At 60.9% G+C, this 13,854-nt stretch carries 12 protein-coding genes; 11 read left to right on the plus strand and 1 reads right to left on the minus strand.

The annotated features are described in order from the left end of the window. Positions 1–9 precede the first annotated feature (9 nt). The 11 genes from aroQ (at position 10) to AC07V4_RS03165 (ending at position 13,043) form a co-directional block, all read left to right on the plus strand. On the plus strand, positions 10–465 hold the full coding sequence (gene aroQ, locus AC07V4_RS03115; RefSeq protein WP_492637232.1) for a type II 3-dehydroquinate dehydratase: 456 nt from the start codon (positions 10–12) through the stop codon (positions 463–465). Between the two features lie 24 nt (positions 466–489). Further along, positions 490–954, plus strand: coding sequence for an acetyl-CoA carboxylase biotin carboxyl carrier protein (gene accB, locus AC07V4_RS03120; protein WP_010213489.1), 465 nt, complete (start codon positions 490–492; stop codon positions 952–954). 17 nt (positions 955–971) lie between these two features. After that, positions 972–2,333, plus strand: a complete 1,362-nt coding sequence (gene accC / locus AC07V4_RS03125; protein WP_492637233.1) for an acetyl-CoA carboxylase biotin carboxylase subunit — start codon at positions 972–974, stop codon at positions 2,331–2,333. 266 nt (positions 2,334–2,599) lie between these two features. Next, positions 2,600–3,478 (plus strand): 50S ribosomal protein L11 methyltransferase, encoded by an 879-nt coding sequence (gene prmA / locus AC07V4_RS03130; protein ID WP_492637234.1) that lies wholly within the window; start codon positions 2,600–2,602, stop codon positions 3,476–3,478. A gap of 30 nt (positions 3,479–3,508) precedes the next feature. Then, entirely contained in the window at positions 3,509–4,738 is a 1,230-nt protein-coding gene (locus AC07V4_RS03135; protein WP_492637235.1) for a DUF3426 domain-containing protein, read from the plus strand. 185 nt (positions 4,739–4,923) lie between these two features. Continuing rightward, positions 4,924–5,937, plus strand: a complete 1,014-nt coding sequence (dusB, locus tag AC07V4_RS03140) for a tRNA dihydrouridine synthase DusB (RefSeq protein WP_016976994.1) — start codon at positions 4,924–4,926, stop codon at positions 5,935–5,937. Further along, positions 5,934–6,254: a DNA-binding transcriptional regulator Fis gene (gene fis / locus AC07V4_RS03145; RefSeq protein WP_002555375.1), complete on the plus strand. Its 321-nt coding sequence runs from the start codon at positions 5,934–5,936 to the stop codon at positions 6,252–6,254. The genes dusB and fis overlap by 4 nt, the downstream gene beginning before the upstream one ends. 81 nt (positions 6,255–6,335) lie before the next feature. Further along, entirely contained in the window at positions 6,336–7,943 is a 1,608-nt protein-coding gene (gene purH / locus AC07V4_RS03150; protein WP_431749080.1) for a bifunctional phosphoribosylaminoimidazolecarboxamide formyltransferase/IMP cyclohydrolase, read from the plus strand. Between the two features lie 170 nt (positions 7,944–8,113). Next, positions 8,114–9,406 (plus strand): phosphoribosylamine--glycine ligase, encoded by a 1,293-nt coding sequence (gene purD / locus AC07V4_RS03155; protein WP_492637236.1) that lies wholly within the window; start codon positions 8,114–8,116, stop codon positions 9,404–9,406. A gap of 106 nt (positions 9,407–9,512) precedes the next feature. Further along, positions 9,513–12,284: a hybrid sensor histidine kinase/response regulator gene (locus AC07V4_RS03160; RefSeq protein ID WP_492637237.1), complete on the plus strand. Its 2,772-nt coding sequence runs from the start codon at positions 9,513–9,515 to the stop codon at positions 12,282–12,284. A 162-nt stretch (positions 12,285–12,446) separates the two neighbouring features. Then, positions 12,447–13,043 (plus strand): MarC family protein, encoded by a 597-nt coding sequence (locus AC07V4_RS03165; RefSeq protein ID WP_060755028.1) that lies wholly within the window; start codon positions 12,447–12,449, stop codon positions 13,041–13,043. On the opposite strand, the gene AC07V4_RS03170 is transcribed toward AC07V4_RS03165, so the two are convergent. Then, the gene (locus AC07V4_RS03170) at positions 13,040–13,819 is read right to left on the minus strand and encodes a hypothetical protein (RefSeq protein ID WP_492637238.1); all 780 of its coding nucleotides are present in this window, start codon (positions 13,817–13,819) and stop codon (positions 13,040–13,042) included. The two genes, AC07V4_RS03165 and AC07V4_RS03170, sit on opposite strands and share 4 nt — an antisense overlap. Between the last annotated feature and the right edge of the window lie 35 nt (positions 13,820–13,854).

Below are 13,854 nucleotides of genomic sequence, written 5' to 3' on the forward strand. Positions count from 1 at the left end.
GAACAGCCGATGGCGACCTTACTGGCTCTTCACGGACCCAACCTGAACCTGCTCGGCACCCGTGAACCGGGCGTCTACGGGGCAGTGACCCTGGATCAGATCAACCTCGATCTGGAACGCCGGGCCCGTGAATCCGGCCACCATCTGCTCTACCTGCAAAGCAATGCCGAGTACGAATTGATTGATCGCATTCATGCCGCGCGTGGCGAAGGCGTGGATTTTATCCTGATCAATCCCGCCGCTTTTACGCACACAAGCGTTGCATTACGTGACGCGCTGCTGGCGGTGAGCATCCCATTCATCGAAGTGCATTTGTCGAACGTGCACAAACGCGAAGCTTTCCGCCATCACTCCTACTTCTCCGACGTTGCGGTAGGTGTGATCTGCGGCCTTGGCGCCAGCGGTTACCGACTGGCCCTGGAGGCCGCCCTGGAACAACTTGAACAACCGGCCAAGCGCCCCTGACCGTCCCTTGGGAGTTGATGATTCATGGATATCCGTAAAGTTAAGAAACTGATCGAACTGCTGGAAGAATCCGGTATCGACGAGCTGGAAATCAAGGAAGGCGAAGAGTCCGTACGGATCAGCCGCCACAGCAAGACCCCGGCCCAACAGTTCTACGCACCGCAAATGCAAGCACCGGCTCCAGCGGCTGCTGCACCGGCCGCCGCTCCTGCTGCCGCCGCCGCTCCTGCCGCGCCAGCTGCTCCTGCGCTGAACGGCTTCGTGGTCAAGTCGCCAATGGTCGGTACTTTCTACCGTACCCCGGCCCCAACCTCGCCAGCCTTCGTAGAAGTCGGCGCAACCGTGAAAGTGGGCGACACCATCTGCATCGTTGAAGCGATGAAGATGATGAACCACATCACTGCTGAAAAAGCCGGCGTCATCGAATCCATCCTGGTAGAAAACGGTCAGCCGGTTGAGTACGACCAGCCGCTGTTCACCATCGTTTGAACCGCGGAGTGCCTTCGATGTTGAAACCTGCGAAGAAACTGGAAAAAGTCCTGATCGCCAACCGCGGTGAGATCGCCCTGCGAATCCTGCGCGCCTGTAAGGAACAAGGCATCAAGACCGTCGCTGTTTACTCGACGGCCGACTCGGAACTGATGCACGTGAAACTGGCGGACGAAAGCATCTGCATCGGCCCGCCACTGGCCACGAACTCGTACCTGAAAGTCCCAAGCATCATCGCCGCGGCAGAAGTGACCGGCGCTACCGCTATCCACCCAGGCTACGGTTTCCTCGCGGAAAACGCTGACTTCGTCGACCAGGTGGAAAAATCCGGTTTTACCTTCATCGGCCCGAAAGCCGAGACCATTCGCCTGATGGGCGACAAGGTCTCCGCCAAGGAAGCCATGATCGCTGCCGGCGTGCCAACCGTTCCAGGTTCCGACGGCCCACTGCCTGAAGACGAGGAAACCGCCCTGCGCATTGGTCGCGAAGTCGGTTACCCGGTGATCATCAAGGCCGCCGGTGGCGGTGGTGGTCGCGGCATGCGCGTGGTGCACAAGGAAGAAGACCTGATCGAAGCCGCCAAGCAGACCCGCTCCGAAGCAGGCGCCTGGTTCAACAACCCGATGGTCTACCTGGAGAAGTACCTGACCAACCCACGTCACGTGGAAGTGCAGGTACTGTCCGACGGCCAGGGCCACGCCATTCACCTGGGTGACCGCGATTGCTCGCTGCAACGTCGTCACCAGAAGGTACTGGAAGAAGCCCCGGCACCGGGCCTGGACGAAAAAGCTCGCCAGGAAGTACTGGCTCGCTGCGTCAAGGCGTGCATCGACATCAACTACCGTGGCGCCGGCACCTTCGAGTTCCTCTACGAGAACGGCCGCTTCTACTTCATCGAGATGAACACTCGTGTGCAGGTAGAGCATCCGGTTTCGGAGATGGTCACCGGTATCGACATCGTCAAGGAGATGCTGAGCATCGCCGCTGGCAACCCGCTGTCCTTCACCCAGGACGACGTGAAGATCCACGGCCACTCCCTGGAGTGCCGCATCAACGCCGAAGACCCGAAAACCTTTATCCCGAGTCCAGGCCTGGTCAAGCATTTCCATGCTCCAGGCGGCAACGGCGTTCGCGTCGATTCGCACCTGTACAGCGGCTACAAGGTTCCGTCCAACTACGACTCGCTGATCGGCAAGCTGATCACCTGGGGCGCGACCCGCGACGAGGCCATGGCCCGCATGCGCAACGCCCTGGACGAAATCGTGGTCGACGGCATCAAGACCAACATCCCGCTGCATCGGGATCTGGTTCGTGATGAAGGCTTCTGCAAAGGTGGTGTGAACATTCACTACCTGGAACACAAGCTGGCCAACCAGTAAGTGCTCCACCCAACACAGCCGCCTTCGGGCGGCTTTGTTGTTTCTGGCCCCTGGATTTTCTGGATGAACACAATCCAATGTGGGAGGGGGCTACACCCCGATGAGGGAGTGTCAGTTGATGCATCTGTGCCTGATCCACCGCCATCGAGGGCAAGCCCCCTCCCACATTTGATCGGTGTATGTCGTCTTCTTCTGTGCGCTCGCGTAAACTTGCGCCCTTTCGCGACCCACCCGTCGCATATTCAATTTTTTCAAAGGTGCCCGCCATGCCTTGGCTGCAAGTCCGTCTCGCCATCAGCCCAGAACAAGCCGAAACCTACGAAGACGCTTTCCTCGAAGTCGGCGCTGTATCGGTCACCTTCATGGACGCCGAAGACCAGCCGATCTTCGAACCCGAACTCAACACCACCCCACTGTGGTCCCACACCCATTTGCTGGCCCTGTTCGAAGACGGCACCGATGCCGCCAGCGTACTGGCCCATATGGAACTGCTCACTGGCGGCCCGCTGCCGGAACATCACAGCGAAGTGATCGAAGACCAGGACTGGGAACGTAGCTGGATGGATAACTTCCAACCAATGCGTTTCGGCCAGCGCCTGTGGATCGTGCCGAGCTGGCACGCCGCCCCGGAGCCGGACGCCGTCAATCTGCTGCTGGACCCGGGCCTGGCGTTCGGCACCGGCACCCACCCGACCACCGCACTGTGCCTGGAATGGCTGGACGGCCAGGACCTCGCCGACTGCAATGTGCTGGACTTCGGTTGCGGCTCGGGGATCTTGGCGATTGCCGCATTGCTGCTGGGCGCCAAGGAAGCGGTGGGCACCGACATCGACGTGCAAGCCCTGGAAGCCTCCCGTGATAACGCCGGGCGCAACAACATTCCGGAAGGCAAATTCCCCCTCTACCTGCCGGAGCAATTGCCCCAGGTGCAGGCCGACGTGCTGGTCGCCAATATCCTCGCCGGACCGCTGGTTGCCTTGGCACCCCAGCTGTCAAGCCTGGTCAAGCCGGGCGGTCGCCTGGCGCTGTCGGGCATCCTCGCCGAACAAGGCGAAGACGTCGCCGCCGCTTATGCCCAGGATTTCGAACTGGACCCGATTGCCAACCGCGATGGCTGGGTACGCATCAGCGGTCGTCGGCGCTAGAATGAGCGCTTGCCTGAATCGGATGGCCGCATGACCGACAGTTTCGTCACCCAGTGCCCGCATTGCCAAGCCCGCTTCCGCGTCAGCCACGCCCAACTGAGCGTGGCCCGTGGCGTGGTTCGCTGCGGTTCGTGCCTGCAAGTGTTCAACGCTGCTCGCCAACTGCTGGAGCAACGCGCCCAGGCACCTGCACCGGAACCTGAACAACCGGAGGTCGTTGAGAAGGCGGCCGAGGCGCCCAGGGCCATCAGCCAAAAGCAGTGGACTGCCGAAGAGCTGGACCTGGATAACCTGGACCTGGACGAAGAACTGGCCAAGCTGGAACGCCGCGAGATTCAACACACCCAGCCACTGGCCGCGGAGCGCCGCCAGCCAGGTGCCGACCGCCGACAAAAAGAAGATTCCCTCAGTGCCAGCCGCGACACCGCCAAGGCCGAGGAAGAAAAATGGGCTGCCAGCCTGTTCAGCGAACCGCCCGAAGAACGTGTCCAGGCCGCCGAGAATGAACACCCCTCTGCGACCAGGCAGCGCACCGAACCGTCGATGTCGCACCCTGCCGGCGATCTGGATGATGAACCGCCGCTGGGCTCGCACCCGGAAGATGACGATCTCGACCCACCCTTGACCCCGGTCATCGACGTAGTGGATGAGCCCGCCGCCGAAGAACCAGCGCAGCCCCGCCGCAAGCAGGCACGGCCGCAGGCAAGCGTTCACGACGACGTGCTCCAGGACCTGGAAGACGACCCGCTGCATCTTTATACGCAGAAGCGCCCTTCAAGCCTGGGCCGCCGACTGCTGTGGCTATTGCTGGTTTTGATTGCCGCCGCCGGTCTTGCAGGCCAATACATTGCCTACCAATTCGATGACCTGTCCCGCCAGGATGCCTACCGTCCATGGTTCCAGCAGCTGTGCCCGAAACTCGGATGCACCGTGCCGTCACGGGTCGATATTGCCCACATCAAGAGCAGCAATCTGGTGGTGCGCAGCCATCCGGAGTTTGCCGGTGCACTGGTGGTGGATGCGATCCTCTATAACCGTGCGACGTTCTCCCAACCCTTTCCGTTGCTGGAGCTGCGCTTCGCGGATTTGAATGGCAACCTGATTGCCAGTCGTCGCTTCAAACCTGCCGAATACCTGAGCGGCGAGTTGGCCGGTGTGAGCGAAATGCCCTCGCAGACGCCGATCCATATCTCCCTGGACATCCTCGACCCAGGCAATAAAGCCGTGAACTACAGCCTGAGCTTCCATTCTCCCGAGTGAGGCGGTGCAGGGCCCAAGGTTTGACGGCGGATTATTGACTGCATCGCCGCCGACCAAACCGACGGCGATAAAGAAATAACTGCTCAGATTTTATCCAATTCAGCCTTTAACCAGTCATCGAGAGCGGGTATCATGCCAACCCTTTTTCGAACTCTAATGATCCGGCCCCACAACAGGGAAGTCCTATGTCGGCGGTACGCATCGGCCCATACACATTGCAGAACGGCTTGATTCTCGCCCCGATGGCGGGCGTCACCGACCAGCCCTTTCGTCAGCTGTGCAAGCGTTTGGGCGCGGGTCTAGTAGTCTCGGAAATGGTCACCAGCGACATGAGTTTGTGGAACACCCGCAAATCGCGCATGCGCATGATCCACGAAGGTGATCCCGAGCCCCGCTCGGTACAGATCGCCGGTGGTGATGCGCAGATGCTGGCGGATGCAGCCCGGGCCAATGTGGAGTTGGGCGCGCAGATCATCGATATCAACATGGGCTGCCCGGCCAAGAAGGTCTGCAACAAGGCCGCCGGTTCCGCGCTGTTGAAAGATGAGCAGTTGGTAGCCGAGATCCTGCAGGCCGTTGTCGCCGCAGTGGATGTGCCGGTTACATTGAAGATTCGTACCGGCTGGGACCGGGATAACAAGAACGGCCTGACGGTGGCGAAGATTGCTGAACAGGCAGGAATTACAGCGCTGGCGGTACATGGCCGCACCCGCGCCGACCTTTATACCGGTGAAGCCGAGTACGACACCATTGCCGCGATCAAGCAGGCGGTGTCGATGCCGGTGTTTGCCAATGGCGACATCGACTCTGCCGAGAAAGCCCGGCGCGTGCTGCACGCAACCGGTGCCGATGGCTTGTTGATTGGCCGGGCCGCCCAGGGGCGGCCGTGGATTTTCCGTGAGATCGAACACTTTCTGCGTACCGGCGAAGTCTTGCCGGCACCGGAGCTGATCGAGGTGGAACGTATTCTGCTAGAGCATCTGGCCGCCCTGCACGCCTTCTATGGGGACGTGATGGGTGTACGCATTGCTCGCAAGCATGTCGGCTGGTATCTCGCAACCCTGCCGGGCGCCAGGGAGTTTCGCGCCCACTTCAATCGTTTGGATGATACGGAAGCACAGTGCGCCAACGTTCGTGAGTTCTTCAGCGAGCGTTACAAGAGCCTGGGGACAGGGGACGGAGAGGGGGTGGCCGCATGACGATGATGACCGAGACTTTAGTGAGTGGAACAACACCCGTGAGCGACAACGTCAATTTGAAACAGCACCTCAACACGCCGAGCGAAGAAGGCCAGACCCTTCGCGGGAGTGTCGAGAAAGCGCTGCACAATTATTTCGCCCACCTTGAGGGCGCTTCCGTCACGGACGTGTACAACCTGGTGCTCTCCGAAGTCGAGGCACCCTTGCTCGAAAGCGTGATGAACTACGTCAAGGGCAACCAGACCAAAGCCAGTGAGCTGCTGGGCCTCAACCGTGGCACCTTGCGCAAAAAGCTCAAGCAGTACGATTTGCTGTAAGCATTCAATCAAACCAGAAAGGCGCCCGCGTAAAACCGGTCGCCTTTTTTGCTGACTCCTTTGCTTTTGATGGAAATTGAGATGACCGACCAGACCACCCGCCTGCCGATCCGCCGCGCCTTGATCAGTGTTTCCGACAAGACCGGGATCCTCGAATTTGCCCGGGAGCTGGAAGCCCTGGGCGTGGAAATCCTCTCCACGGGCGGGACCTTCAAACTGCTGCAGGACAACGGCGTGGCCGCAGTAGAAGTCGCGGACTACACCGGTTTCGCAGAAATGATGGACGGTCGGGTCAAGACCCTGCACCCGAAAATCCACGGCGGCATCCTCGGCCGTCGCGGCACTGACGATGCCATCATGGCCGAGCACGGCATCAAGCCGATCGACTTGGTAGCCGTCAACCTCTACCCGTTCGAAGCCACCATCAACAAGCCAGGCTGCGACCTGCCGACCGCCATCGAAAACATCGATATCGGCGGTCCGACCATGGTTCGCTCCGCCGCTAAGAACCACAAAGACGTGGCCATCGTGGTTAACGCCAGCGATTACGCCAACGTGCTGGAAAGCCTGAAAGCCGGTGGCCTGACCTACGCTCAGCGCTTCGACCTGATGCTCAAGGCGTTCGAACACACCGCAGCCTACGACGGCATGATCGCCAATTACATGGGCACCGTGAACCAGGCCGCCGAGACCCTGAGCACAGAAGGTCGCAGCCAGTTCCCACGCACCTTCAACAGCCAGTTCATCAAGGCCCAGGAAATGCGCTACGGCGAGAACCCGCACCAGAGCGCGGCGTTCTACGTGGAAGCCAAGCCCGCCGAAGTGGGCATTGCCACCGCAACACAACTGCAAGGCAAAGAGCTGTCCTACAACAACGTGGCTGACACCGACGCCGCGCTGGAATGCGTGAAGAGCTTCGTCAAGCCGGCCTGCGTGATCGTCAAGCACGCCAACCCATGCGGCGTGGCCGTGAGCCCGGACGCTGAAGGCGGCATTCGCCAGGCGTACGAACTGGCCTACGCCACCGACACCGAATCGGCCTTCGGCGGCATCATCGCCTTCAACCGTGAACTGGATGCCGAGACCGCCAAGGCGATCGTCGAGCGTCAGTTCGTCGAAGTGATCATCGCGCCAAGCGTCAGCGAAGAAGCCCGCGCCATCGTCGCTGCCAAAGCCAACGTGCGCCTGCTGGCCTGCGGCGAGTGGTCGGCCGAACGTGCCGCTGCCTGGGACTACAAGCGCGTCAACGGCGGCCTGCTGGTGCAGAGCCGTGACATTGGCATGATCGGCAGCGCCGACCTGAAAGTGGTGACCCAGCGCGCCCCGACCGAGCAAGAGATCAACGACCTGATCTTCGCCTGGAAAGTGGCCAAGTACGTTAAATCCAATGCCATCGTCTACGCCAAGAACCGCCAGACCATCGGTGTCGGCGCCGGCCAGATGAGCCGTGTGAATTCGGCGCGTATCGCCGCGATCAAGGCCGAACACGCAGGCTTGCAGGTAGCCGGTTCGGTGATGGCTTCCGATGCGTTCTTCCCGTTCCGTGATGGCCTGGACAATGCCGCCAAGGCAGGCGTGACCGCCGTGATCCAACCGGGCGGCTCGATGCGTGATGCTGAAGTGATTGCAGCCGCTGACGAAGCCGGCATCGCCATGGTGTTTACCGGCATGCGTCACTTCCGTCACTGATTGATTGTGTCTCAAGCGGGCACTGGCTTTAGGTGGGAGCTGGCTTGCCTGCGATAGCATCACCTCGGTGTAACTGATACACCGAGGTGCCCGCATCGCAGGCAAGCCAGCTCCTACAGAAAAACGACCCACAGTGCTCCCAAGAATTTGCGTCATCCGAGGTTTTTGAAATGAATGTTTTGATCATTGGCAGCGGTGGCCGTGAACACGCCCTGGCCTGGAAAGTTGCCCAGGACCCACGCGTCCAGAAAGTATTCGTGGCTCCCGGCAACGCCGGCACCGCCATTGAAGCCAAGTGCGAGAACGTCGCCATCGACGTGCTGGCCCTGGAGCAGTTGGCCGACTTCGCCGAGAAGAACGTCTCCCTGACTATCGTTGGCCCGGAAGTGCCGTTGGTTGCTGGCGTCGTGGATCTGTTCCGTAGCCGTGGCCTGGATTGCTTCGGCCCGACCGCCGGTGCTGCCCAGCTGGAAGGCTCCAAAGCCTTCACCAAGGACTTCCTGGCGCGCCACAAGATCCCGACCGCCGACTACCAGAACTTCACCGAGATCGAGCCGGCCCTGGCTTACCTGCGTGAAAAAGGTGCGCCGATCGTGATCAAGGCCGACGGCCTGGCCGCCGGCAAGGGCGTGATCGTAGCCATGACGTTGCAGGAGGCCGAAGACGCCGTGCGCGACATGCTCGCCGGCAACGCCTTTGGCGACGCAGGTTCGCGCGTGGTTATCGAGGAGTTCCTCGATGGCGAAGAAGCCAGCTTCATCGTGATGGTCGACGGCAAGAACGTACTGCCGATGGCCACCAGCCAGGATCACAAACGCGTCGGCGACGGCGACACTGGCCCGAACACCGGCGGCATGGGCGCCTACTCCCCTGCCCCAGTGGTCACCAGCGAGGTGCACCAGCGCGTCATGGACCTGGTGATCTGGCCGACCGTGCGCGGCATGGCCGAGGAAGGCAACGTGTACACCGGTTTCCTGTACGCCGGCCTGATGATCGACAAAGCCGGCAACCCGAAAGTCATCGAGTTCAACTGCCGCTTCGGCGACCCGGAAACCCAGCCGGTGATGCTGCGTCTGCAATCGAGCCTGGTGCTGCTGGTGGAAGCGGCCCTGGCCCAGGCGCTGGACAAGGTTGAAGCACAATGGGACCCACGCCCGAGCGTCGGCATTGTACTGGCGGCCGGTGGTTACCCTGCCGACTACGCCAAGGGCGATGTGATTGAAGGCCTGGACGCGGCTGCTACGCTGGAAGGCAAGGTGTTCCACGCGGGCACCGCGCTCAAGGACGGCAAGGTCGTGACCGCCGGTGGCCGCGTGTTGTGCGCCACCGCCATGGGTGCCAGTGTCGACGCCGCGCAACAACAGGCGTACAAGCTGGCCGCGAAAATCGATTGGAAAGGCTGTTTCTACCGCACAGACATCGGCTACCGCGCCATTGCCCGTGAACGTGGCGAGAACAGCTGAACAGCTACACTATCCGTTCGGTTAGGTAAGGGCCTTCGGCCCTTGCCCTACCCATGTCACCCCGCGCATAGTTAACCCGTGCATCAACCTACGAAGGGATTTCGCCGTGCGCTGGCTCAGGATCGCCATAGGTTTCACAGTCAGTCTGCTGACACTGCTCTGCTTGTTTCCGGCCCAGGCCGCGGCGCAAGGCAGTGGTTGGGCAGTATTGCTTGATGAACAGGCCGACCTGCAACTGAGTGACATCCGTTCCGCCCGCTACACCAATCAATTCAGCCCCATCGAACTGGACCGGATTACCGCTGCGGAACCGGACGGCGCGTTGTGGGTACGCTTCAAACTGCAACCCGGCAAGCATGAGCAAGTGCTGCGGGTGTTCGCCCCGGACCTGTCCCACCTGAGCCTGTACGTGCTGGACGGCGACACGCTGGTAGAACAACAAACCACCGGCACCCGCCAACCCCAGGCGGAACGGCCGCTGCCCAGCAGCGACTTCATGCTGCCGATGCCCCAGAGCCAGAAGCCCCTCGATGTCTACCTGCGTCTGGTCTCGGAGCACGAGCTGCGCCCTTATATCACTCTGGAGCCAGCCGTACTGGCAGCGGCCGACCAGAACCAGACGCTGATCTACGGGCTGCTGTTCGGCGTGTTGTTGATGCTGATCCTGCACAACCTCACGCGATTCGCCTATCACCGCTCGCGTAGCAGCTTATGGCTGGCCGCCTGCGAGGTCCTGTTGATGCTCAGCCTCGCGCTGTTGCTCAACCTCGTCGGGCCCTGGCTCCCGAACTGGCATGCGGTCCAGACACCAGGTGCCTACCTCGCGCTGCTGCTGACCGCGCCCTGTGGGCTGATGTTTGCCTATCGTTTCTTCATGCCCCTCGGGCCGCACCCACTGAACAAGCTGTTGATGGCCGACATCCTGTTCATCGTGCTGTGCGGCCTGCTGCTGTTGTTCGTCAACACCTTGCCGCTGAACATCATCACCTATGCCTTGGTCGCCCTAGCGGGCTTGAGCATGCTGTTTGTCTCGGCCTATCACTGGCAGAAGGGCTACCGCCCGGCACGCCTGTTCGTGGCGGCCATGGTGGTGTTCAACATCGGTACGCTGATCATCCTGCCCGCCCTACTCGGCCTGACACTGGTGGCGCCACAGGGTTTGATCGTCACCCTGTTGAGTTTCATCTGTCTCAGTGGCCTGCTGATGAGCCTGGCCCTGGGCGAACGCCAGCGTGCGATTGTTGAAACCCGTTTCAGCCTCAGCCGCGACCTGGCGGCCAGCAACGCCGAAATCGCCGCCAAGGCCGAATTCCTGGCGAAGATCAGCCACGAAATCCGCACCCCCATGAATGGCGTGCTGGGCATGACCGAACTGCTGCTGGGCACACCGTTGTCGGTCAAACAACGGGATTACGTGCAGACCATCCACAGCGCCGGGAATGAACTGCTCACGCTGATCAACGAGATACTCGATATCTCCAAACTGGAGTCCGGGCAGATCGAACTGGACGATGTGCAGTTCGACCTCAATGCACTGATCGATGACTGCCTGAGTATCTTCCGGGCCAAGGCCGAGCAGCAGAACGTCGAGCTGATCAGCTTTATCCAGCCCCAGGTGCCCCGCGTTATCAGCGGCGACCCGACGCGCCTGCGCCAGGCGTTGCTCAGCCTGCTGGAAAACGCCCTGCAAAAAACCGATGAAGGCGAAGTGCTGATCGTCGTCGCCCTGGACGAGCGCAGCACCAAGCCGCGCCTGCGCATTGCCGTACAAGACAGCGGCCTGCCCATGGAAGCCGCCGAACGCGACGCCCTGCTGCACAGCGAACTGCACAGCAAGAACTTCCTGTCGGCCACCCGTTTGAGTGGCCACTTGGGCCTGGTCATCGCTCGCCAACTGATCCTGCTGATGAACGGCGAGTTCGGCATCAAGAGCGGCAGCCACCAGGGCAGCACGCTGTGGCTGACCCTGCCGCTGGACCCGGAACGCCTGGAACACCCGACCTCCGATCTCGACGGCCCGCTCAAGGATGCACGTGTGTTGGTCGTGGACGACAACGACACCTGCCGCAAAGTGCTGGTCCAGCAATGTTCGGCCTGGGGCCTGAACGTGAGCGCCGTGCCGTCGGGCAAAGAGGCCCTGGCGTTGTTGCGTACCAAGGCGCACCTGCGTGATTACTTCGATGTCGTGCTGCTGGACCAGAACATGCCCGGCATGACCGGCATGCAGCTGGCGGCGAAGATCAAGGAAGACCCGAGCCTGAACCATGACATCCTGCTGATCATGCTCACCGGCATCAGTAACGCACCAAGCAAGATCATCGCGCGCAATTGCGGGATCAAACGCATCCTCGCCAAACCCGTGGCCGGGTACACCCTCAAGACCACCCTGGCCGATGAACTGACCCAGCGCAGCAAAGGAGTGGTCCAACCGCGCCCCGTGCTCAGCGTGCCGGCAGCTGTCACCGTGCCCAGCGACTTCCGCATCCTGGTGGCCGAGGACAACAGCATCTCCACCAAAGTGATTCGGGGCATGCTCGGCAAGCTCAACCTCAACCCCGACACGGCCAGCAACGGCGAAGAAGCACTGGAAGCGATGAAAGCCCAGCGCTACGACCTGGTGTTGATGGACTGTGAAATGCCGATCCTCGATGGCTTCTCCGCGACCCAACAACTGCGAGCGTGGGAAGTCAGCCACCAGCGCATTCGCACACCGGTGGTGGCGCTGACCGCGCACATTCTGTCGGAACACAAAGAGCGCGCACGACAAGCCGGGATGGACGGGCACATGGCCAAGCCGGTGGAATTGTCGCAGTTGCGCGAGCTGGTCGAGTATTGGGTGGCGCAGCGTCAACAGCGCCCGGAACACGCTCCCTCCTGACCTGAAAGGCAGTCTATTGTGGGAGCTGGCTTGCCTGCGATAGCGGTGTGCCAGGCAACGAATATATGGCAGATGTACCGCTATCGCAGGCAAGCCAGCTCCCACATTTGCAGCGTTTCGCCTGATAGACTCCGCAGACTTCTCTCATCGCGAGCCACGCCCATGCTCCACGTGTTATTCAGCGTCTACCTGAAAATGCTGGTGCTCTACAGCCCGTTCTTCGTGCTGTCCTGCTTTATCAGCCTGACCCGTGGTTACTCCAGCAAGGAACGCCGGCGCCTGGCTTGGAAAGTGGCGTTGGCGACGCTGGTGTCGAGCGTGCTGCTCTACCTGTTCGGCCGGGTGATTTTCAGTGTGTTCGGCATCACCGTGGACGCCTTCCGCATCGGCGCCGGCAGCGTGTTGTTCATCTCCGCCCTGGGCATGGCCCAGGGCAAGTCGGCGGTGCAGGCCGACAACGTGCAGCAGGACGTGACCATCGTGCCGCTGACCATCCCCCTCACGGTCGGCCCCGGCACCATCGGCGCCTTGCTGGTGATGGGCGTCAGCCAACCTCATTGGGATGACAAGATCATGGCCATCCTCAGCATCGCCCTGGCCAGCCTCACGGTGGGTGTGGTGCTGTACTTGTCCAACCGTATCGAACGCATCCTCGGCGACCAGGGCTTGCAGATTGTCAGTCGGTTGATGGGGTTGTTCGTCTGCGCGCTGGCTGCACAGATCATCTTTACCGGTGTGCGCGGCTATCTGGTGCCCTAGATCCGGTACTTGGCGATCGCCAGTTGCACCTTGTCACCCGCACTCTCACGCATTAGTTGAATGGTTTTTTCATTGACCATCGAGGTATTCAGCACCAGGCAGGTCTGCCCGCTGAAGGCCTCGAACGAAGAACTGTCCCACTCCAAAAACGGCAACCCCACCTGCTTGTTCACCCCATGGGAGCTGTAAGTCACCAGCACCATCGTCAGTTCGCCGTCGACTTCGGCGCAAGAGGCCAAACCGAAATCCCCACCTTGGCGCACCGTACAATTGCGCTTGAACAATTCGAAGGACGCCGGTTGTTGCTTCAATGCTTCCAGCGCATCGGCCGCCAGTTTGGGCAGCGTCGCCAGCAACGGGCCGATCAGGGAAGTCGAGGCCAGCATCGCCGTAATGATGTTCAGTGCCGCCAGTTGCACCGTCAGGCCTTTACCCGAGCTTGAGACCCGCTCAAAACGGCTGCGCACCGGCAGCCAGCCCAGGCTGACCATCACCTTGATAAATTCGTCATACCAGGCCTCCGTACCTCGCTGGGCCTTCAATACCTCACTCACGTAGCTGCTCGCCAGCAGGTAGCTCTTGCGGATGTACTCGCGGTTCAGCGCAGACATGCCTTCCACGAACGAAATCACACCGTTGTTCACCACCGCAGCATTGCTGTCATCCTCCGTATCGATTGGCAAGGCGGGATGCTTGGCCGGTGCCCCCGGCAACTTGTAGGCGGCAATCGACTTTCGCCTTTTCGCATTAATGATCCTTCTATGATGTCGCTCCATTTTCAGTTCTCCACAAGCACCCCAACTCGGGGCTT

This window comes from Pseudomonas sp. GW821-FHT03A09 (assembly GCF_059421065.1).

What these genes read in the sequence shown, in the direction of transcription:
- purD (WP_492637236.1), top strand. Translation starts at nt 8,114, where the DNA reads ATGAATGTTTTGATCATTGGCAGCGGTGGCCGTGAACACGCCCTGGCC.
- accC (WP_492637233.1), top strand. Translation starts at nt 972, where the DNA reads ATGTTGAAACCTGCGAAGAAACTGGAAAAAGTCCTGATCGCCAACCGC.
- aroQ (WP_492637232.1), top strand. Translation starts at nt 10, where the DNA reads ATGGCGACCTTACTGGCTCTTCACGGACCCAACCTGAACCTGCTCGGC.
- AC07V4_RS03170 (WP_492637238.1), bottom strand. Translation starts at nt 13,819, where the DNA reads ATGGAGCGACATCATAGAAGGATCATTAATGCGAAAAGGCGAAAGTCG.
- AC07V4_RS03135 (WP_492637235.1), top strand. Translation starts at nt 3,509, where the DNA reads ATGACCGACAGTTTCGTCACCCAGTGCCCGCATTGCCAAGCCCGCTTC.
- AC07V4_RS03165 (WP_060755028.1), top strand. Translation starts at nt 12,447, where the DNA reads ATGCTCCACGTGTTATTCAGCGTCTACCTGAAAATGCTGGTGCTCTAC.
- fis (WP_002555375.1), top strand. Translation starts at nt 5,934, where the DNA reads ATGACGATGATGACCGAGACTTTAGTGAGTGGAACAACACCCGTGAGC.
- accB (WP_010213489.1), top strand. Translation starts at nt 490, where the DNA reads ATGGATATCCGTAAAGTTAAGAAACTGATCGAACTGCTGGAAGAATCC.
- prmA (WP_492637234.1), top strand. Translation starts at nt 2,600, where the DNA reads ATGCCTTGGCTGCAAGTCCGTCTCGCCATCAGCCCAGAACAAGCCGAA.
- dusB (WP_016976994.1), top strand. Translation starts at nt 4,924, where the DNA reads ATGTCGGCGGTACGCATCGGCCCATACACATTGCAGAACGGCTTGATT.
- purH (WP_431749080.1), top strand. Translation starts at nt 6,336, where the DNA reads ATGACCGACCAGACCACCCGCCTGCCGATCCGCCGCGCCTTGATCAGT.